We start from the raw sequence: 20,364 nt of genomic DNA, 5'->3' as shown, positions 1-20,364 counted from the left end.
GTCCGCTCACTCCTCGCGCAGGAACGCCTCGTCGCCGTGTTCCTCGACGGCCGCGAGGAGGTCGTCGCGCTGGCGGCGGAGTTCGCGGGGGAGTTCGGCGAACGCGCGGTCGAACATCTCGGCGGGGTCGGCCGCGACCGCCTCCGCCGCGTCTATCGCCTCGGCCACGACCTCGTCGGCCTCGTCGCGGACCGCCACGACGCCCTCGTCGTCGATCCGGCCGGTCGCGCGGAGGAACGCCTCCATCCGGTCGAGCGGGTCGAGCGCGCGCCACGGGTCCACGTCGTCGGGCTCGCGGTAGGCCGTCGGGTCGTCCGCCGTCGTGTGCGCGCCGAACCGGTACTCCACGAACTCGATGAGGACCGGCCGCGGGCCGTCCGCGGGGCCGTCTCCGCCCGCGTCTCCGCCGTCGCGCCGGGCTCGCTCGGCCGCCTCCCGCGTGACCGCGTAGCTCGCGAGCGGGTCCATCCCGTCGACGCGGACGCCGTCGAAGCCGTAGGCGGTCGCCTTCCGCGCGAAGGTGTCGCTCGCGGTCTGTCGCGCCTCGGGGATCGAGATGGCCCAGCCGTTGTTGTGACAGCAGAACAGCGTCGGCGTGTCGAAGACGCCGGCGAAGTTCATCGCCTCGTGGAAGTCACCCTCGCTGGTCGCGCCGTCGCCGAAGTGACAGGCGACGACGCGGTCCTCGTCGCGGTGGTCGAACGCCCACGCGGCCCCGACCGCGTGCGGCAGGTGCGCCGCGATGCCGATGTTCAGCGGGAAAACGTCGCCGTCGGCGATCGCCTCCGTCCCGGCCTCGTGGCCCATCCAGTAGGGGAGGTACGCGTCGAGCAGGTCGCGGACGACGACCGCGCCGTGCTCGCGGTACTGGTAGCTGATCAGGTCGTCGTCCGCGAGCGCGTGGGTCGACCCGACGGCGGACCCCTCCTGCCCCGCGCAGGGCGCGTACGTCCCGATCCGTCCCTGTCGCTGGAGGCTCACGGCGCGCTCGTCGAACCGGCGCGTGACGACCAGATCGCGGTAGATGGCGCGGAACCGCTCGTCCGAGAGGTCCGGGACCGTCGCGTCCGGCAGGGGGCTGCCGTCCGGCCCGAGCACGCGGGCGACGTCTTCGTCGGCGAGCGGGTCGGCCGCGCCGTCGACAGCGGCGTCGACGCCGTTCTCGTCCATGCGCAACGGGTGTGCGCCGCAGTCACAAGGAGTTAGCGGTCGCGGCGGCGTCGGACGCCCGCCGGCTCCGGCGACGCACGTACGTGATCGGGAGCCCGACGAGGACGCCGGCGACGGCGACCGCGCCGAACACGACGCCGACGAGCAGCGGCACGGGGCCGGCCGTCAGCATCTCGACGCTCCAGACGGACACGAACCGCATCGTCCAGAGCGCGCCGGTGAGAAGCGCGGTGAGCAGCCCGAACGCGGCCCCTCGGGGGTACGTGGGAGCGTCCCGCCGCTCGACGAGGGCCCACCAGACGACCGCGCCGACGACGAGGGCGGGCGTCCCGAGGAGCGGCATCGCGGCCGCGAGCGGGAGGCCGATCACCTCGGCGAACAGGCCGAGCAGGTCAGAGAGCAGGAACGTCGTGAGGGCGGCGCAGCCGAACGCGTACCCGCCGGCGTACAGCGACCACCGGAGGGCGGACGAGGAACCGGACTCGGATCGGAGCGAATCGGACATGTCCGAATGTCACTGATCCGAAGTAAAGGTCTTTCCGAGGGTGAAACGACTCCTTGCGCTTCCCCGGCGGCGTCGCCCTCGCCGAGCGCGTGGCCGTCGGGCCCCGGACCGCGTCGTCAGGGCGTGATGACGGCTCGACCGTCGATCTCGCGGTGTTCGAGCTTCTCGGCGACCGCGTTGATCTCGTCGAGGTCGTACCGGCTGGTGTGGAGGTCGACGTCGCCCTGCTCGACGAGCGCGACGAGCTCCTGGAGCTCCGCGTACCGCCCGACGATGTTGCCGACGAAGGAGAACTCGCCGTTCACCAGCGCCTGCGCCGGCTCGTGGACGTGGCCCCCGTAGCCGATGATGTGGTGGTCGCCGCCGGCGGCGGTGATGTCGGGCGCGTAGGCGGTCGTCACGTCCTCGCCGACGAAGTCGAGCACCTGCGCCGCACCGGTTCCGTCGGTGATATCCTCGATCTCGGCCGCGACGTCGTCGTCGCTCGGGTTCACGAGGTGGTTCGCGCCGTAGCTGTCCGCCAGGTTCAGGGCCGACTGCTTCAGGTCGACCGCGGTGATCCTGGCCGCGCTCATCGCGTCGAGGCACTGGAGTCCGATGTGGCCGAGTCCGCCGACGCCGATGACGACGGCGTGGTCGCCGGGGTCGAGGTCGGCGACCGCCTTCTTGGCCGCGTGGTACGCCGTGATCCCGGCGTCGGCGTGCGGCGCGATGTCGATCGGGTCGACGCCGGACGGGAGCGGGATCACCGAGCGCTCGCTGGTGTGGAGGTACTCGGCGAAGCCGCCGTCGGTCGTGAGCCCGTTGAACGCGTCGTTCTCGCAGTACATCGTCTCGCCGAGCCGGCAGGGTCGGCAGGTGCCGCAGGTCTGGACCGGGTGGCAGATCACCGGGTCCCCGGTCGAGACCAGATCGACGTTCTCGCCCGTCTCGACGACGGTGCCGGCGTTCTCGTGGCCGAGCGTCATCGGTAGTTCCTGCGGGACGTACTCGGCCCACATCCCCTCGATGATGTGGTTGTCCGTCTGGCACCAGCCCGCGCCCTCGACCTCGACGATGACGTCGTCCGCGTCCGTCGCCGTCGGCCGGTCGACCTCGTCGATGGTGAGCCCCTCGCTCATGTCGTCCGTGTACTCGTGGAGTCTGGCTGCTTCCATGTGCGAACGACTCGCAGGCATGTAGCATAAACGTTCGTTATAGTCGCCTGTCTGACGGGACAGCGAGGAGTTCCCGCCGTCGTCGGTGGGAGCCATCGGGCTCAGCGGATCGGTCCGGGTGTGGCGCGGCAAAAGCGTTCACAACAGCCGGCGGAACTCCCCGAGCGGCGGGAACCGGAGGGCCTCCCCCGCGCCGCCCGCGTCGGGGTCGCCGTCAGAGCCCGCCGCCGGGGAGTCGACCACGACCGGCGCGAGGCGGTCCGCGTCGGTCACGAGCGGTGAGTCGAACGCGTCGGTCGACATGTCGTTGACCGCCACGCCCGGTGCGAGCCGGGTGAACGCGGGCAGCAGGAGGAGGTCGGCCCCGCGGTACGTTCCGGGGCCGCGGAGGAAGCAGGGCCGGCGGTCGCCCTCGATCTCGATCGTCGGGTGGACGTGGCCGATCACGTACCGGTCCGCCGTCGCGGACGGCTCCTCGTGGCCGTGACAGACGACCGTGCGCGTCGCGTCGGCTTCGGCCCCCCGGTCGCCGCGAGCGCCCAGAACGAGTTCCTCGCGGACCCGCCCGTCCCAGTCGCTCTGGAGGGCGCTGTCGTGATTGCCGGCGACGAGTTCGAGGTCGGTCCCGCGCTCTTCACAGGCGTCGCGGAGCGCGTTCACCGTCTCGCGGCTCCGGTCGGTGACCCGGTCGAAGGTGTGGACGACGTCGCCGGCGACGACCACCGTTTCGGGGTCGAACCGGTCGAGGAGGGCGGCGAGCCGGTCGACGAGGTCCGCGCGCTCGCCGAGCGGGAGCGAGACGGCGGAGGCCTCGCCGCGGCCGACGTGGAGGTCGGCGACGACGAGCGCGTCGGCCTCCGGGAGGTAGACGGCGCGGTCCGCGAACGTCGGGCCGGGCCCGGGATCGGGAGCGCTCACCGGCCGAATCCGGACGAGCGCTCGCGGCGGCGGCCCGCCTCGCGGTCCGCGTCGCCCCCGCCCGGGCTCGGCCCGCCGTCCGCGTGGTTGCGAGCGGTCGCGTACGCCTCGCGGACGCGGCGGAACGACTCCTCGTCGCCGCCTTGGTCCGGGTGCGTCTCCTTGACGCGCTCGCGGTACGCGCCCTTCACCGCGTCGACGTCGGCGTCGCGGTCGAGCCCGAGTTCGTCGAACGCGTCGCCGACGGGGTCCGCCCGCCCGGCGGGGCCGCGGGCGGTCGACCGCTCCGCCCCGAAGCGGCCGCCGAAGTCGGCGGACCGACCGCCCCCGGAACCGGGCGACTCGTCGGTCGCCCAGTCGGGTTCGTCGACGTCGAACGGGAGCCGGCGGCCGAGCCCGCGACCCGGCATCTCGTGTTCACAGAGGACGGTGTAGACGCCCTCGCCCTCCAGCCGGAAGTAGTCGTGCGCGTCGAAGGTGATCGCGACGCCGCGGTCGGGGAGGAAGAAGGGGACCGACACGCCGTCGAACGCGTGGTCCTCGTCGAAGCGCTCGCCGGCCGCGTCCAGGTACGTGCGGATCTCGCGGCGGCGGCGCTCGTCGCCGGCGGCACCGCGGCGACCGGTCGACGCGGCGGGGGCCGGGACGAACCGGTCCCCGAGGTAGAACGCGAGGGCGACCACGGCGGTGGCGATCCCACCGAGGCCGACCCCCCAGAGGACCCACCGCGGCACCAGGCTCGTGAGCTCGGCGAACACACCCGCCGTAGCGGCTCCGCGGTAATCAACCTCCCGCCGGAGCAGCGGCGGGGCTACGCGGTGAATCGCGAAGAGAAACGTGGCCGGTCGGGCGGCCGGCTCAGATCATTCCCTTCGCTTCGAGCCCGTCGATGATGTCGTCGACGAGCGACTCGGCGTCGTCGTAGGGGAACTCCTGTTCGCTGCCCAGCTTCGCCGCCATCTCCATGGCGGTGAAGCTGACGTCGCCGGCCTCGAACTTCGTCCCCGGACCGTCCGGCAGCGCGGGGACGAGGTCCATCTGGTTCTCGACGGGGAAATCTGCGCCGCCGAACGCGTCCAAGAACTGTTCGCGGAGTTCCGCTTTCACGTCGCTCATACACACGACTTCCCGCGAGCGCCCGCAAAAGGGTTGCGGAACAACAGTAAACATATTTAGGGTTGATAAGCTCTCGCTGCGCGCTCGCCGGCGAACACCGGCGACTCCTCGGCCGCTCGGCCAGACGTCACGGCTTATAAATCGCCGATCGACGCGAACGCTCCCGAAGCCCCAGTCGCTCGGCCATACGTCACGGCTTATAAACAGCCGATCGACGCGAACGCCCCCGAAGCCCCAGTCGCTCGGCCATACGTCACGGCTTATAAACCGCCGATCGACGCGAACGCTCCCGAAGCCCCAGTCGCGAGGCGGGCGCACGCTCGGGGCGGTCCTCAGTCGCTCGCTTCGCTCGCTCCCTGCGGTCCTACCGTCGCCTGCGCCCGCCTCGCGACTGCCCCTTCGAGTCCCGCCCCGCCCCGAACCGCACCTCACACCTCCCCAGCCTCGCGGTTCGCGCTCTTCGAGCGCTCACCGCGTCCCTCGCGCGTGCTGGCTTCGCGGCCGCCTTCGGCGGCCACTCGCAGGCACGCGCCACCGCGTTTATAAGTGATTCTCGGCGTCGCGCGCGGATATTTACCTATCGAACCGTCGCCGCGGATCTGAGGGGCGCGCTCGGAGCGGCGTCGGTCCCGGAGCGGTGCCGAAGGCCGACGGTCGTGCCGGATCCTGCGGACCTTTGTCGCTGGCGAATCAGGTGGATCCATGGCACGCGAGTTCGCGTTCGACTTCGACCTGCTCCGAGAGCTGACCGAGGCCCGCGGCGTCCCGGGCTACGAGGACGACGTCCGCGAGGTCGTCCGGCGAGAGTTCGCCGACAGCGTCGACCGCGTCCGGACCGACGCGATGGGCAACGTCGTCGGGACGATCGAGGGCGACTCGGACTACTCGGTCGCCGTCGCGGCCCACATGGACGAGATCGGGTTCATGATCCGCCACGTCACCGACGAGGGATTCGTCCAGGTCGACCCGCTCGGCGGCTTCGACGCCCGGGTGCTGCGCGCGCAGCGCGTCACCGTCCACGGCGACGAGGACCTGACGGGCGTCATCGGCTCGGTCCCGCCGCACACGCTGACCGAGGAGCAGCGCGAGAAGGACGACGAGGTGAAGGACGTGTTCATCGACCTCGGGCGCGACGCCGAGGCGGTCGCGGAGGCGGTGAGCGTCGGCGACCTCGTCACCCTCAACCAGACCACGACGCGGATGGGCGACCGCGTCACGGGGAAGGCGCTCGACGACCGGATCTGCGTGTTCGCGATGCTCGAAGCGGCTCGGCGCATCGACGACCCCGACGTGACGATCCACTTCGCGGCGACGGTCCAAGAGGAGGTCGGACTGCGGGGCGCGAGGGCGCTCGGCGTGGACGTCGACCCCGACCTCGCCGTCGCCCTCGACGTCACCGTCGCCAACGACGTGCCGCAGGTCGGCGACCCGGCCGACGCCGTCACGGAACTCGGCGCGGGCACGGCGGTGAAGCTGAAGGACTCCTCGGTGATCACCAGCCCGAAGGTCCACAGCCGGCTCACCGAGGTCGCCGAGGACGCGGAGATCGACCACCAGCACGAGGTGCTGCCCGCGGGCGGCACCGACACCGCGGGGTTCCAGAACACGGCGGGCGCGAAGCCCGTCGGCGCGATCTCGATCCCGACGCGGTACCTCCACACCGTCACCGAGACCGCCGACGGCGGCGACGTGGAGGCGACGATCGACCTGCTGACCGCCTTCTTGGAGTCCGAGACCGGCGACCACGACTACACGCTGTAGTCGCTCCTCGGTCTCGAACTCGGCTCAGTCGTCGCCGGGCGCGGCCGGGCTCGGCTCCCGGCTCGCGCGGTAGGCCCCGCGCGCCTGCCACGCGAAGCCGGTCGTCGCGAACGCGATGAACCCGGCCGCGAGCAGGAACCCGGTCTCGGTGGTCGTCCAGTCCATCGTGGTCCCGACCAGCACCGGCCCGACGACCTGCCCGACCTTCCACGAGACGGAGCGCAAGCTCATCGCGCTGGCGACGGAGTCGTACGCCTCGCCCTCGTCGACGAACAGCGACATGCTCGCCGGCAGCCGGATCGAGTCGGCGACCCCGAGCAGCGAGTAGGCGGCGAACAGCGCGAAGAAGGCCCCGCCGAGCGTCTGGGAGTCGCCGAGGTACGAGACGGTGACCGGCGCGACGGTCCCCTCGAAGTACGCGGCGAGCGGGATGATCGCCGTCCCGACTCCGTACAGGAGCGCGCCGACCGCGACGAACAGGTACGTGCGCTCGTAGCGGTCGGTGAGGTCGCCGACGAACCCCTGCGTGAGCGCCTTCGTCGCCTTCCCGCCCGCCATGATCCAGCCGATGGCGAACGCGGAGATGCCGAACGTCGTGCGCGCGTAGATCGGGAGGAAGATGATCACCGCCATCTTGCCGACGCTGAAGGTGAACCGGAAGAAGACGAGCGCGCGCAACATCGGGCGGCCGAGCAGCGACCGGAACGTCTCCATCCCGCCGGCGTCCTCGGGGTCTTTCCGGCCGCCGGGGTTGTCGCGGAGGAACGCGAACACCAGCGCGAACGCGGCGAGCGTGACGACGGTCAACACGACGTACGTCTCGGTGAACCCGTAGGCGTACAGGAGGTAGCCGCCGACGAGGTCGCCCGCGAGCGACGAGACGGAGGCGAACTGGTTGTACGAGCCGAGCCAGCGCCCCTGCTCGTCGTCCGGGCTGATCTCGCCGATCACCGTCGCGCCCGTGATCCAGAGGACGCTCGCGCCGAGCCCCTGGACCATCCGCACGAGGATGATGTGGACGGAGCTGTCGACCAGCGCGAAGCCGACGAAGACGGCGACGTTGATCAGGAAGCCGCCGAGCAGCCACCGCTTCGCGTTGCCGGTGTCGACGGTCCGGCCCAGCGGGAGGACGATGACGAGCTGGACGACGGCGAACGCGGTCCCGAACAGCCCCTCGATGAACCCCGTGGTCCCGAACAGGTCGGCGTACAGCGCCAGGGCGATGAGGATCGTCGAGTACGCCTGACTACGGGCGAACGCGGTCCCGGCGAGCGCCGCGAACTCCCGGTCCCCGAGCAGCCGTACCGAGTTGCCGAACTGCGCCACGGTCCTCTCTGTTCGAGCCAACGATATCCCGGGAAAAAAGCGCCGTCGATCCGGCGGTCCGCGTGGGGTTGTCGCCCCCGCGTGAGAATAACCGAAACAGATTAATTGTTAAGTAAGTGTGTGCTTTCGTAGTTACATATTCCATGCGACGTCGACGGCTCGTCCGCGCGCTCGGCGTCGGCGGTGCCCTCTCGCTGGCCGGCTGCGCGGGCGGGAGCGGGCGTCGCGAGAGTGCGCCCGACCTCGGGGCGGTGACCCTCGCGACCGCCACGACGGCCTACGACAGCGGCCTCCTCGACGTGCTACACCGCGCGTACGCCGACCGCTTCGGCTCGCGGGTCGACGCGCTCGTGCGCGGGACGGGCGCGTCGCTCCGCACCGCCCGGGACGGCGACTGCGACGTGGTCCTCGTCCACGCGCGCCCCCTCGAAGACGAGTTCCTCCGGGCGGGGTACGGCGTGAACCGGCGTCGAGTGATGGTCAACGACTTCCTCGTCGTCGGCCCTCCCGACGACCCCGCGGGCGTGGCCGGAGCCGACCCCGTCTCGGCGTTCCGCGCCATCGCGGACGCCGAGGCGACGTTCGTCTCTCGGGGCGACCAGTCGGGAACGCACGTCCGCGAGCGCCGGATCTGGGACGAGGCGGCAGTCGAGCCCGGCGGCGAGTGGTACGTCGAGACGGGACAGGGGATGGGCGACACGCTGATCGCCGCCGCGCGGTCCGACGCCTACACGCTCACCGACCGGGGGACGTTCCTCGCCGTGAGCGCCGGCGGCGGCCTCGCGCGCCACGTCGACTACGGGATCGACGACCCGCCGCCGCTCCTGCGGAACGAGTACGCCGTGATACCCGTCAACCCCGCCCGGCACGACGTGGCGTACGCGCTCGCGATGTCGTACGTCGGGTTCCTCACCGGTCCCGGCCAGTCGGTGATCGAGGAGTTCCGCGTGGCGGGCGAGCGGGCGTTCCGCCCCGCCGCCCGCTCGGCCGAGCCCGAGTTCGGCCAGTACGTCCCGCGGGACTGGGAGGGGGAGCCCCGGCGCGTCGAACCCCGAGATTGACGTGTCGGGGCGGAGTAACGGGCCGCGTATGCCCCCGCACTCACGTCGCGCCCTCCTCGCGACGGCCGCGACCGGACTCGCCGGCGGTGCCGCCGGCTGTAACGCCCCGCTCGGTGGGGGGCCGTCGTCTCGGCCCTCGGCCCGGCTCGACGAGGTCGATCCCCTCTACGTCGCCGACGGGGTGCCCCTCCCGGACGGCTCGGACCCCCTCACCGTCGAGGACCCGACGGGCGGACGCGTCGCGCTGTTTCCGGCGGTCGACGCGGACCGGGAGGAGGCGCTCGCCGCGCTGCGGGGGGCGACGCCGGTCGCGTTCGTCGGCCGCAGCGCGCAGGCGACGCTCGCGGACGTCTGCGCGGAGGACGGGCGGGCGTACGGGATCGCCAGCGAGAGCTGGGGGGCGACGACGCGCGTCGCCGCCGCCGTCCCGTACGGCGACGTCCTCGCCACGCACCTCTTCGAGGGCGTTACCGTGCCGAGCGAGCTCTCCGACGCGCTCGACCGGGTCCTGAACCCGCCCCGTCCCGGCTGCGAGGTCGAGCCGGAACTGCCGGGGTACCCCGACGGGTTCGACGACCGGGGGCGGACCCTCGGCACGGCGTACGTCCACGGCCGCAACGACGTCGCCCGCTTCACGCGTCGGGACGCGGTCCGCGTCGCTCCCGGTCCGGACCGGTCGCGCGTGGCGCTCTCGATGCGGGGGACGATCCGCGGCGGCGGGACCGTCGACGGCGGGGACGACCGCTACGCGGCCGATCAGGTTCGGCTGGTCGCGTCGTTCGACGAGCGGCTCCACGCGACCGTGCCCCCGAGGGGCGAGAGTAACGGGCTGACGGTTCGACGCGAGGAGGACGCGGCCGACGACGCCGTCGACCACCGGTTCGCGCCGACGAGCGACCGGACGCGTCGGGGGTTCACCGCCTGTCAGCGCTCGCTCGTGACCCCGGTCGAGACGCCGGACCCGTTCTCGTACGTCGCCAACGCCCGGTTCCGGTGGCGCGACCCGCGGCTCCTCCGCGACGACGACTACTGGCACCACCACACGCCGGGGCGGGCCGTGTGGTATCCCGACGGCGGGCGGAGCGGCTGACGCGTCGATGCGGCGGCGTCGACGGCGCTAGTCGTGTCGGAAGCAGCGCGACCCGGTGAACGCCATCGTCATGTCGCGCTCGTCGGCCGCGGCGATCACGTCCTCGTCGTTGACGGAGCCGCCGGGCTGGATCACGGCCTCGATGCCCGCGTCGGCGGCCTCCTCGACCGCGTCCGGGAACGGGAAGAACGCGTCCGAGGCCATCACGGCCCCCTCGGCGGACTTCCCCTCCGCGTCCTTCTCGGCCTTCATCGCCGCGAGCGAGACCGCGTCGACCCGGGAGACCTGTCCCATGCCGACGCCGACCGTCTCCGTGCCGGTCGCGAAGAGGATGCCGTTCGACTTCACGTGTTTCAGCGTCTTCCACGCGAACAGCATCGTCTCGACCTGCTCGTCGGTCGGCTCGCGTTCGGTGACGACCTCCAGGTCGTCGGCGGTGGGCGACTGCCGGTCGCGTTCCTGAACGAGGCGGCCCCCGACGATGGGCTTCTCCGTGAACCGCTCCGAGAAGCGGTCGTCGCCCGCGCCGAGCGGGCCCACGTCGAGCACGCGGAGGTTCTTCTTCTCGCGGAGGACGTCGAGCGCGCTGTCGGTGTAGCCAGGCGCGACGACGACCTCCTTGAACGAGTCGGCGACCGCGGTCGCGGTGTCGGCGTCGCACTCGCGGTTCAACGCGACGATGCCGCCGAACGCGGACTTCGCGTCGGTGCGCAGCGCGCGGTCGTACGCGTCCGCGAGGTCGGAACCGACCGCGCAGCCCGCGGGGTTCGTGTGCTTGATCACCGCGGCCGCGGGGTCGTCGAACTCCTTGACGAGGTTCAGGGCGGCGTCGGCGTCGTTGTAGTTGTTGTACCCCATCCCCTTCGCGCCGGGGTTCAGCTGCGCGGCGTCGACGACGCTCGCCTCCTCGCAGCCGTCGTCGACGTACAGCGCGGCGTCCTGATGCGGGTTCTCGCCGTACCGCAGCGTGGCGGTTCGCTCCTCGGAGACGAAGCGCCGCTCCGGGAAGTCGCCGCCCACGTCGCCCTCGACCGCGACGTCGGCGGGAGTCCCGTCGGCGTCACGCTCGACAGTCACCCGGTCCTCGGCGAACCAGCGGACCGCCCGCGGGTACGCCGTGAACTCCGCCTCGCGGAGGACGCGCGCCTTCAGCGAGTCGACGTCGTCGTCCTCGTACACCGGGATCGGCTCCTGCGTGACGACCGGGCCCGCGTCGACCTCCTCGGTGACGACGTGGACCGTACAGCCGGTCGTCCGGACGCCCGCGTCCAGCACCTGCTCGTGGGCGTCGGTGCCGGGGAACGACGGGAGCAGCGACGGGTGGACGTTCAGCGTCGTCGGGACGGCGTCGAGGAACGCGTCGGTGAGCACGCGCATGTAGCCGTCCAGACAGACGAGGTCGACGTCGTAGTCCGCGAGGCGCTCGACGATCCGGCGCTCGTGCGACTCGCGCGACTCCTCCTCCTCGCGCGCGACCACCTCGGTGGGGATCCGGCGCTCGGTCGCGGCCTCCAACACCGGTGCCTGCTCGCGGTTCGTCAGGACGACCGACAGCTCCGCGCCGCCGGGCGCGGCGTCGGCGATGTGCCTGAGGTTCCGTCCCCTGTTGCTCGCGAGTCCGGCGATCTTCATACGCGAACGTCCGACCGATCGGGTATATCGATTGCGGTCCGCGTCGCCCGCATGTACACGATCGGGGATCGGAACACGGTTTCGGCGCGGTTCGACCGGAGTTCGGATCCACGTCCGTGCGTCGCCCCATCGACACGCTTTTGCTGGCTCCGGGGGCAGTCGCGGACATGACCGACGACTCCGAACCGACAGCCGCCGACGCCATCTCGGGGCTGTCTCGGAACGACCCGCTCGCGGCCGTCTCGCCGCTCGACGGGCGCTACGCCGGCCGAACGGCGGCGCTGTCCCCGTACGCGAGCGAGGCCGCGCTGATGCGCGCCCGGACCCGCGTCGAGGTCGAGTACCTGCTCGCGCTGGGCGCGCTCGACGCGACGCCGATCGGCTTCGACGAGGCGACCGCGGCGGCGCTCCGCGAGGTGTACGCGGCGTTCTCGGCCGAGGACGCGCGGCTGATCAAGGCCCTCGAGATCGAGGGGGCCGCGGGGTACGACGCGACCAACCACGACGTGAAGGCGGTCGAGTACTTCCTCCGCGTCCGGCTGGCGGACGTCGCAGAGGACCCCGACGCGCCGCTCGACGACGCGGAGTCGCTGTACCCGTGGATCCACTTCGGACTCACGAGCGAGGACGTGAACAACCTCGCCCACCGGCTCCTCGTCGGGCCGGCGGTGCGCGAGGTGATCGTCCCCGCGGTCCGCGAGGTCCGCGACGCGCTCGTCGAGTTGGCACACGAGTACCGCGACACGCCCATGCTGGCGCGCACCCACGGCCAGCCCGCGACGCCGACCACGTTCGGCAAGGAGATGGCGGTGTACGCCGCGCGGCTCGGCCGCGCGCTCGGGCGGGTCGTCGTCGCGAACGGGGACCTCTCCGGGAAGCTCGCCGGGGCCTCGGGCACCTTCGCGGCCCACCGCGCCGCCTACCCCGACGTCGACTGGCGGGCGTTCTCCGCGTCGTTCGTGCGCGACCTCGACCTGGAACACACCGCGCTCGCGACGCAGGTGAACCCCTGCGACGACCTCGCGGCCCTGTTCGACGCGCTGCGGGGCGTCAACAACGTCCTCCTCGACCTAGACGTGGACGCGTGGCTGTACGTCTCCGACCGCTACCTCGGTCAGGAGGCCGTCGAGGGGGAGACGGGGTCCTCGACGATGCCGCACAAGGTGAACCCGATCGACTTCGAGAACAGCGAGGGGAACCTCTCGAAGGCGAACGGCGACCTGACGTTCCTCGCCGATTACGTGACGAGCTCGCGGCTCCAGCGCGACCTCTCGGACTCCACCGTCAAGCGCAACGTCGGGGCCGCGCTGGCGCACTGCCTGATCGGCTACTCGAAGGCCGCCGACGGGCTCGCGAAGGTCGTCCCGAACGAGGCGGTTATGCGCGAGGAGCTGGACGCGACCCCCGAGGTGATCGGCGAGGCGGTCCAGACGATCCTGCGTCGGGAGGGCGACACCGAGGCGTACGAACGCGTGAAGGCGCTGTCGCGCGGCCGGTCGGTGACGCTCGACGACTTCCGGGAGCTGTTCGCCGACCTCGACGTCGACGACGAGGTTCGCGCGGAGCTGACGGCGCTGACCCCGGCCGGCTACACCGGGGTCGCCGACGAGCTCGTCGACGAGATCGACGAGTAAGGCCGGTCGCGACCGTGCCGCGGCGGAGCGCACGGCCCGAAGGGGCGATCCGCCACAAGAGGTTTGTCGTTCGGTGCGGGAGCTACGGGCGATGCCCTCCGAAACCGACGACGAGAAGTACTCGCTCTTCGACGACGACGAACTGATCGAAAACGAGACCGACGAGGGCGGGAGCCGCCGGGACGACTCCGGCGGCCGCGGCGACGGCTCCCGCTCCGACGACCGTCCCGCCTCCCTCGGCGGCGACGGCGGTGACGGCTGCCCGAAGTGCGGGGGCACCGAGACGGAGACCGACGAGATCGCCACCAGCGGGACGGGGCTCACCAAGATGTTCGACGTCCAGAACCGGAGCTTCCTGGTCGTCTCCTGTGCGAACTGCGGCTACTCCGAGCTGTACAAGGGACAGTCGTCCGGCGACGCGATCGACTTCTTCCTCGGGTGAGTCGCCGGGGGAGCGACCGATTTTTGTCGGACGAACGACCAGTCGCGGTATGGTCTCCCTCCGACCGCTCACGTCCCTCCCCGTCGTCGGCGTCGTCGCCGACGGCCGCACGTATCGCCACCTGCTGTACCTGCTGATCGCGGTCCTGTCGGCGTTCGTCTACTCGGGGCTCGCCACGTTCGCGCTCGCGTTCGGGCTCGTCTTCTCGGTCGTCCTCGTCGGGATCGGCGTCCTGATCGTCGCGGTGATCGGCTCGCGGCTCGTCGCCGGTCTCGAACGCCGGCTGGCGAACCGTCTGCTCGGAACCGATCTGGCCGCGCCGGACGACCTCCCCGCCGCCGCGGACGACGGGGCCGCGAGCGCGACCGCGACTGTCCGGGCGTACCTCGCGGCGGCGTCGACGTGGCGCGGGCTCGGGTTCCTCTCGCTGAAGTTCTGGGTCGCGCTGCTGGTGTTCGCACCGGTCCTCGTCCTCGCGAACGCGCTCCCCCTCGTCGTCGCGCCGGCCCGGTACCCGTTCGCTCAGCGGTTCGGCGAGGTGAACGGTGACCCGGTGGTGTGGACGGTCGACGCCGCGCCCGAGGCCGCCCTCGCGGCCGCCGTCGGCGTCGCCGGGGTGCTGGTCGGACTCCACCTGACGAACCTGATCGCGGGCGGCGCTCGGCTGATGGCCGTTGCGCTGCTCGGCGTCGAAGGCGGGGCGGCCGCCGGCGGCGAGGCGGACGCTGTCACCGTTGACCGCGAGGTGGCCGACCGAGGTGGGAGGGACAACCGCGGCGCCGGCGCGGCGGTCGACCGGGGCGAGGCGGACTGACCCGCCCGGAGCGCTTATTCGCCTCCGAGCGTCAGGACCGGTATGGCCCCGACGCTCGTGAGCGCGGCGGTGGGCGCGCTGCTCGCGGCCGCGCTGTTGGGCCCCGCGTTCGACCGCCGCGGGGTCGCCGTCGTCGTCGCGGCCGCGCTCCTCCCGGGGCTCGACGCGGCGGCGAGCCTCGCCGTCCCGGGCGCGACCAACGCCCTCCTCCACGCGGTCTGGGTCCCGCTCCTCGCCGGCGGACTGCTCTACTGGGACGCGGCGCTGCGGCCGGCGTCGGCCCTCCGCGGGCGCTTCGGCCCCCGCGGCGTGCGGGTCGCGTGGGTCGCGCTCGCGTCGTACGTCGTCGCCGGGATCGGCGCGGCGCTGTTCGCCGGCGAGGGGGCGTCGCTCCTGTACCCGCTGGAGGACGCGCGCTACGTCGTCCGCGGGCGGCTCGTGTTCTCGACGCGGGACGGCGTCGTCCAGACGTTCCTGGTTCCGGGAGCCGACGGCGCGGGCGCGTTACCCCTCCGGAGCGTCGGCGGAGCGGTCGCCGACCCGGTCGCTTCGTGGGTGAATCCGGACGGGCGACCCGGGCTCGACGCGGGCGCGACCCGCGAGTTCCGGCTCGTCGAGTCGGGGTGGCAGTCGGTCGCCGTCGCCGCCGCGGCCGCGACGCTCGCCGTCCGGTTCTGGTCCCGGAACCGCGACTCGGGGGTGACCCGCTGAATGCCCTCGACGATCGTTCACGCCGGGTTCGCGCTGCTGCTCGCGGCCGCGTTGTTGCGCGACGACCTCGACCGGCGGGCGCTCGCGGTCCTGCTCGTCGTGGTCGTCCTGCCGGAGGCGGACAGCTTCCTCGGGGCGGTCATGCCCGGCGCGCACCGCACGGTCGGCCACAACTTCGTCTTCCCCGCGGTCGCCGCGCTGGCGCTGTACGTCGACACGCGGGTCCGGAAGCGGTCGTGGCTCCGCGAGCGGCTCTCGGCGCGGTGGATCGCGGTCGCGTGGGTCGCCCTGTTCGTCCACGCGTTCGCGCACGTCGGGATCGACTGGACGCACCTCGACGGCGTGAACGCGTTCTGGCCGCTCCGCGACCGGTTCTTCCAGTTGGAGGGCGAGGCGTTCTACTCGACGGCCGACGGGTTCGTCCAGACGTTCGTCGACGTGCGGGTCGACCCGGAGACCGGGTCGCGGACCGTCGACGCGGGCGCGGGCGGCACCAGCGAGTCCGTCCACGTCAACAACCCCGTCCAGCCGCGCGACCCGGACCTCGACGTCGAGGAGCCGGTCGACCGGCGGTTCCCGGTCGCGAACGCCGGGTGGCGGCTCTACCTGATCGGGCTGGGGCTGTTCGCGCTCGGCGCGCGGCGGCTTCAGGGCGACGGCCTCGCGGACGACGACTGACGCGGGCGGCGACTGACGCGGACGAGGAAATCGCACGACTGCGGCGTCCCTAACATGGTATGACCGCAGGGTAAACGTCCCCGAACGCGTAGGAGAACGTAATGACACCCCAACCGGACGCGGACCTATCGGGCGAGCCGCTCGCCGGGGAGTCGATCGCGGTCGTCGGAGCCGGCTTCGGCGGGCTCTCGGCGGCCTCGTACCTCGCCGGCGCGGGGGCGGACGTGACGCTGTTCGAGCGGAACGAACACCCCGGCGGGTACGCCGGGCGGATCGAGCGCGACGGATTCCGGATCGACACCGGCCCGTCGTGGTACCTCATGCCGGAGGTGTTCGACCGGTTCTTCGAACACTTCGGCCGGTCGACGGACGACTACTACGACCTCGTCGAACTCGACCCGCTGTACGAGGTGATCTGGAAGGACGGCGACCGCGCGTCGATGCCGGCGGACCGCGAGGGGCAGAAGGCGCTGTTCGAGTCGTACGAGTCGGGCGCGGGCGGCGTGCTCGACGAGTACCTCGCGGACGCCGCGGAGGCGTACGAGCTCGGGATGGACCGGTTCGTCTACCCGAGCCGGTCGCGGCTGCGCGACATGGTCGACGCCGACGTACTCCGGTCCGGGCGGGCGCTCCCGAAGCTCCGCGGGATGGACGACTACGTCGGCGACTACTTCGACAGCGAGAAGCTCCGGCAGATCGCGGAGTACAAGCTGGTCTTCCTCGGCGGCTCGCCGTACAACACGCCGGCCATCTACACGCTGATGAGCCACGTCGACATGAACCTCGGCGTCTACCACCCGGTCGGGGGGATCGCGAGCGTCGTCGACGCGATGGCCGACCTCGCCCGCGAGCTGGGCGTCGCGATCCGGACGAGCGAGCCGGTGACCGCGATCGAGCCGTCGGTCCCGGCGGCGACGCCGACGTTCACCGTCGAGACCGCGAGCGAGGAGCCGACCGACCGCTTCGACCGCGTCGTGGCGAACGCGCCGCCGCCGCACGTCGAGCGCGACCTCCTCCCGGCCGGGACCGTCGACCGCGAGTCGTACTGGGAGTCGCGGACGTACGCCCCCTCGGCGTACCTCTCGTACATCGGCGTCGAGGGCGACGTCGACTTGGACCATCACACCCTCGTGTTCCCGACCGACTGGCGGCCGCACTTCGACGACATCTTCGACGAGCCGGCGTGGCCGGACGACCCGGCCTACTACGTCCACGTCCCCTCGAAGACGGACCCGGAGGCGGCCCCCGACGGCCACGAGGCCGTCTTCCTGCTCGTCCCGCTGGCCGCCGGGCTGGACGACGACCCGGAGACGCGCGAGCGGTTCCGCGAGCTGGTGTTCGACGACCTCGCCGAACACGCCGGCGTCGACTTCCGCGACCGGATCGTCTTCGAGGAGACCGCCTGCGTCTCCGACTTCCGGCAGCGGTTCAACGCGCCCCGCGGCACCGCGCTGGCGCTGTCGCACACGCTCGAACAGACCGGGCCGCTCCGCCCCGCGCACCGCGCGCCCGGCGTCGACGGCCTCTACTACGTCGGCGCGTACACCAACCCCGGCATCGGGATGCCGATGTGCCTACTCAGCGGCGAGCACGTCTCCGAGGCGGTCGTCGAGGACGCGACGGGAAGCGGCGTGCTCCCGTCGGTCGTCCCGACGTCGACGCTGCGGTGAGGGGCGCGTCGGCCGCTCAGAGCGGCTCCGGCTCTTGGGCGGCGATCCAGTGCGTGACCGTGCCGGCGTCACCGAACAGCGGCCGCAGCGAGACGCGGCTCGCGAACGGGGTGCCGTCTCGGCGTCGGTTGCGGAGTTCGACGGTGACCGTCGACCACGTCGAGAGCGCCTCGCGGAAGTCGGCGCGGGCGTCCGCGTCGGCGTCCGGTGCCTGAAACAGCCGGGGGTTTCGACCGCGGAGCTCGTCGAGCGCGTACCCGGTCCACTCCCGGAACCAACGGTTGACGTAGACGACGGGCGTGTCGCGGTACGCCGGGCCGGTGAGCGTGAGCCCGAGGGGGAAGTCGTCGAGCGCGCGGACCCGGTCGACGAGGACCGCTTCGCGCTCCGTCCGGTCGGCGGGGTGGTCGGACGCCGCGGGGGCGGAGACGGCGGGCGAATCGGACTCCGTCGGAACCGAGACGGCGTCGATATCGTGCTCGTCGATCAGCGCCGAGACCCGGGTCCGGAAGGCTCCGCGGTCGGCGTCGATCGCCGCGAGGACGTCGCGTCGGAGCGTCACGCGCACGCTTGGTCGCGAGGCGACAAGCCGCTATCGGTCGCGGGCGAGGAGCGACGCCGCCGCGGGGGGGGGGCGGCCCCGACCGCGGGCGGCGGACGCCGCGCCGGGACCCGATCGGCGAGAATCGGCCGTGGCGTTTATTACACAGATAATTCACATAGACCGACATGAGTCGACGAAGAAAGTCGGCGGACGGCGCTCGGGTGCGTCGGATCGAGGGGAGGAGAGAACGTTTCGACCGCGGCGCGAGGGGTGGGCGGCGATGACGCTGGGGGCGAGCGCGCCGCTGGCGCTGGTGCCGCTCGTCGTCGTCGCCGCGCTCCTCGTCGGACTCCTGTGGCCCGCCTCTCGGGCGATGCCGGTCGCGTGGGCGGCGGCCGCGGCGGTGGCGTTCCTCGCGTGGGGGATGCCGGTGGAGTGGATCCTCGCGGCCTCGGTGAGCGGCGCGATGGCGGCCGTCGAGATCCTGTGGATCGTCTTGGGCGCGCTGGTGCTCTTGTACACCCTGATGAACTCCGGCGCGGTCGACCGGATCAACGCCGGCTTCGCGTCGATAAGCGACGACCGGCGCGTTCAGGTGGTCCTGCTCGGGTTCTTCCTCGCGACGTTCATCGAGGGGGTCGCCGGCTTCGGGACCCCCGCGGCCGTGGTCGCGCCGCTGCTCCTGGCGCTCGGGTTCCCGGCGTTCGCCGCGGTCGTCGCCGCGCTGATCGGCCACGCGGTCGCGACCGTGTTCGGCGCGGTCGGGACGCCGATCATCGTCGGGTTCGAGCAGCCGCTCGGCGCGGTCGCCGACGCGATCACCGGCGGCGGCTTCGAGTCGGTGGCGACGTACTCGACCGCCGCCGGCGGGTGGGCGGCCGTGTTCAACGGGCTGCTCGGGACCCTCATGCCGTTCCTCGCCGTGGCGATGGTCGTGTACTTCTTCGGGGAGACGGACCCGGACGAGCGGTCGCTCGGGCCCGCGCTCGCCGTCGCGCCGCTGTGTCTGTTCGCCGGGGTCGCGTTCGCGGTCCCGTACGCGGCGGCGGCGTGGTTCGTCGGACCGGAGCTCCCGTCGCTGATCGCGGCGATGCTCGGCGGCGGCGTCGTGGTGGCGACGCTCCAGGCGGGCTACCTGCTGCCCGACGAGGAGTGGGAGTTCCCGCCCCGCGAGGAGTGGCCCGACCACTGGGTGGGCGGCATCGAACCGGGCGGCGAGAACGGGTCGACGGAGGCGAGCGTCGACGTCGAGGACACAGCGACGGGGGCGGGAAGCCTCGGCGGGGACACGGAGATGTCGCTCGTCCGGGCGTGGTCGCCGTACGTCGCGCTCGTCGTCCTCCTCATCGGGACGCGCGTGATCGGTCCGGTCGCGACGTTCCTCCAAGAGGGGCCGGGGATGACGATCGCGGCGTCGGGCGTCTTCGGCACGACCATCGACGGGGCGATCGGCTGGGCGTACGTGCCCGGGACGTGGCTCCTCGTCAGCGCGCTGATCGCGGTCCCGGTGTTCGGGATGTCGGCGGGCGACGTGACGAGCGCGTGGCGCGAGGCCGGCGAGAAGATCGTCTCGCCCGCCGTCTCGCTGGTGTTCGTCATCGCGATGGTCGAGGTGATGCTCCAGACCGCGGCGCACCCGGGCGCGACCGCGGACGGCAGCATGATCGTCGTCCTCGCGGACGCGACCGCCTCGACGTTCGGGGCCGCGTACCCGCTGCTCGCGCCCGCCGTCGGCACGCTCGGGGCGTTCATCGCGGGCTCGATCACCGTGAGCAACGTGACGTTCGCGGCGTTCCAGTTCGAGATCGCGCGGGAGCTCGGCCTCTCGACGCAGCTGCTCGTCGGCGCGCAGACGATCGGTGCCGCGATCGGCAACACGATCGCGATCCACAACGTGATCGCCGCGCTCGCCACGGTCGGGCTCGTCGGGGAGACGGGCCGGGTCGTCCGGCTGAACCTGATCCCCGTCGCCTACTACATCGGCTTCGGCGGACTGCTGACCGCGGGGTTCGTCTACCTGCTGTTCCCCGCGATGTTCTGACGGGCCGACAGCGATGGGGTGAGGCCGACGAGGCCGACGGCGAGGCGAGTCGAGGCCGACCGCGGCGAGCGGTCGTCGCCTCGAAAAGTGATCG

Annotated in this window: 19 protein-coding genes; 10 read left to right on the top strand and 9 right to left on the bottom strand. The window is 72.2% G+C overall.

Annotation, left to right across the window (positions count from 1 at the left end; translation table 11 throughout):
• Positions 1-6: 6 nt before the first annotated feature.
• The 6 genes from C464_RS07820 to C464_RS07795 form a co-directional block, all read right to left on the bottom strand.
• Positions 7-1,170: a thiamine pyrophosphate-dependent enzyme gene (locus tag C464_RS07820; protein WP_006113105.1), complete on the bottom strand. Its 1,164-nt coding sequence runs from the start codon at positions 1,168-1,170 to the stop codon at positions 7-9.
• A gap of 22 nt (positions 1,171-1,192) precedes the next feature.
• Positions 1,193-1,675 carry a hypothetical protein gene (locus tag C464_RS07815; RefSeq protein ID WP_006113104.1) on the bottom strand — a complete coding sequence of 161 codons (483 nt, stop codon included), beginning with the start codon at positions 1,673-1,675 and terminating at the stop codon, positions 1,193-1,195.
• Between the two features lie 116 nt (positions 1,676-1,791).
• Complete coding sequence (locus C464_RS07810; protein ID WP_006113102.1) at positions 1,792-2,832, bottom strand: NAD(P)-dependent alcohol dehydrogenase; 1,041 nt, start codon at positions 2,830-2,832, stop codon at positions 1,792-1,794.
• A 138-nt stretch (positions 2,833-2,970) separates the two neighbouring features.
• Positions 2,971-3,750, bottom strand: a complete 780-nt coding sequence (locus C464_RS07805) for a metallophosphoesterase (RefSeq protein ID WP_006113101.1) — start codon at positions 3,748-3,750, stop codon at positions 2,971-2,973.
• Positions 3,747-4,508: a J domain-containing protein gene (locus C464_RS07800; protein ID WP_006113100.1), complete on the bottom strand. Its 762-nt coding sequence runs from the start codon at positions 4,506-4,508 to the stop codon at positions 3,747-3,749. Before C464_RS07800 ends, C464_RS07805 begins: the two co-directional genes overlap by 4 nt.
• A 100-nt stretch (positions 4,509-4,608) precedes the next feature.
• Positions 4,609-4,866: an MTH865 family protein gene (locus C464_RS07795; RefSeq protein WP_006113099.1), complete on the bottom strand. Its 258-nt coding sequence runs from the start codon at positions 4,864-4,866 to the stop codon at positions 4,609-4,611.
• 702 nt (positions 4,867-5,568) lie between these two features.
• Here C464_RS07795 and C464_RS07790 point away from each other — a divergent pair.
• Positions 5,569-6,627, top strand: coding sequence for a M42 family metallopeptidase (locus C464_RS07790; protein ID WP_006113098.1), 1,059 nt, complete (start codon positions 5,569-5,571; stop codon positions 6,625-6,627).
• Between the two features lie 24 nt (positions 6,628-6,651).
• Here the strand turns inward: C464_RS07790 and C464_RS07785 are convergent, their stop codons facing one another.
• Positions 6,652-7,953 (bottom strand): MFS transporter, encoded by a 1,302-nt coding sequence (locus C464_RS07785; protein WP_006113097.1) that lies wholly within the window; start codon positions 7,951-7,953, stop codon positions 6,652-6,654.
• Between the two features lie 143 nt (positions 7,954-8,096).
• On the opposite strand from C464_RS07785, the gene C464_RS07780 reads away from it, so the two are divergent.
• Together C464_RS07780 and C464_RS07775 are read left to right on the top strand one after the other, a co-directional pair.
• Positions 8,097-9,014, top strand: a complete 918-nt coding sequence (locus tag C464_RS07780) for a substrate-binding domain-containing protein (RefSeq protein WP_006113096.1) — start codon at positions 8,097-8,099, stop codon at positions 9,012-9,014.
• 28 nt (positions 9,015-9,042) lie between these two features.
• On the top strand, positions 9,043-10,104 hold the full coding sequence (locus tag C464_RS07775) for a hypothetical protein (RefSeq protein ID WP_006113095.1): 1,062 nt from the start codon (positions 9,043-9,045) through the stop codon (positions 10,102-10,104).
• Between the two features lie 27 nt (positions 10,105-10,131).
• Here the strand turns inward: C464_RS07775 and purN are convergent, their stop codons facing one another.
• Complete coding sequence (gene purN, locus C464_RS07770) at positions 10,132-11,736, bottom strand: phosphoribosylglycinamide formyltransferase (RefSeq protein ID WP_006113094.1); 1,605 nt, start codon at positions 11,734-11,736, stop codon at positions 10,132-10,134.
• Positions 11,737-11,903: 167 nt separating this feature from the next.
• On the opposite strand from purN, the gene purB reads away from it, so the two are divergent.
• From purB to C464_RS07740, 6 genes are all read left to right on the top strand, one after another.
• Entirely contained in the window at positions 11,904-13,370 is a 1,467-nt protein-coding gene (gene purB, locus C464_RS07765) for an adenylosuccinate lyase (RefSeq protein ID WP_006113093.1), read from the top strand.
• Positions 13,371-13,461: 91 nt separating this feature from the next.
• Positions 13,462-13,812: a zinc ribbon domain-containing protein gene (locus tag C464_RS07760; RefSeq protein ID WP_006113092.1), complete on the top strand. Its 351-nt coding sequence runs from the start codon at positions 13,462-13,464 to the stop codon at positions 13,810-13,812.
• A 49-nt stretch (positions 13,813-13,861) separates the two neighbouring features.
• On the top strand, positions 13,862-14,626 hold the full coding sequence (locus C464_RS07755; protein WP_006113091.1) for a sensor domain-containing protein: 765 nt from the start codon (positions 13,862-13,864) through the stop codon (positions 14,624-14,626).
• A 42-nt stretch (positions 14,627-14,668) separates the two neighbouring features.
• Positions 14,669-15,337: a hypothetical protein gene (locus tag C464_RS07750; protein ID WP_006113090.1), complete on the top strand. Its 669-nt coding sequence runs from the start codon at positions 14,669-14,671 to the stop codon at positions 15,335-15,337.
• Positions 15,338-16,015 (top strand): metal-dependent hydrolase, encoded by a 678-nt coding sequence (locus tag C464_RS07745; RefSeq protein ID WP_006113089.1) that lies wholly within the window; start codon positions 15,338-15,340, stop codon positions 16,013-16,015.
• Between the two features lie 101 nt (positions 16,016-16,116).
• Entirely contained in the window at positions 16,117-17,685 is a 1,569-nt protein-coding gene (locus C464_RS07740; RefSeq protein ID WP_006113088.1) for a phytoene desaturase family protein, read from the top strand.
• Positions 17,686-17,701: 16 nt separating this feature from the next.
• Here C464_RS07740 and C464_RS07735 read toward each other — a convergent pair whose 3' ends face one another.
• Entirely contained in the window at positions 17,702-18,247 is a 546-nt protein-coding gene (locus C464_RS07735; protein ID WP_006113087.1) for a PAS domain-containing protein, read from the bottom strand.
• A 262-nt stretch (positions 18,248-18,509) separates the two neighbouring features.
• Between C464_RS07735 and C464_RS07730 the strand changes: the two genes are divergently transcribed.
• Entirely contained in the window at positions 18,510-20,270 is a 1,761-nt protein-coding gene (locus C464_RS07730; RefSeq protein WP_006113086.1) for an L-lactate permease, read from the top strand.
• The last annotated feature ends 94 nt before the right edge of the window (positions 20,271-20,364 follow it).

The sequence above is a fragment of the Halorubrum coriense DSM 10284 genome, assembly GCF_000337035.1.
Lineage (GTDB): Archaea > Halobacteriota > Halobacteria > Halobacteriales > Haloferacaceae > Halorubrum > Halorubrum coriense.
Note: the sequence above shows the minus strand (reverse complement) of the source record. Positions and strands in the feature narration are given on the sequence as shown.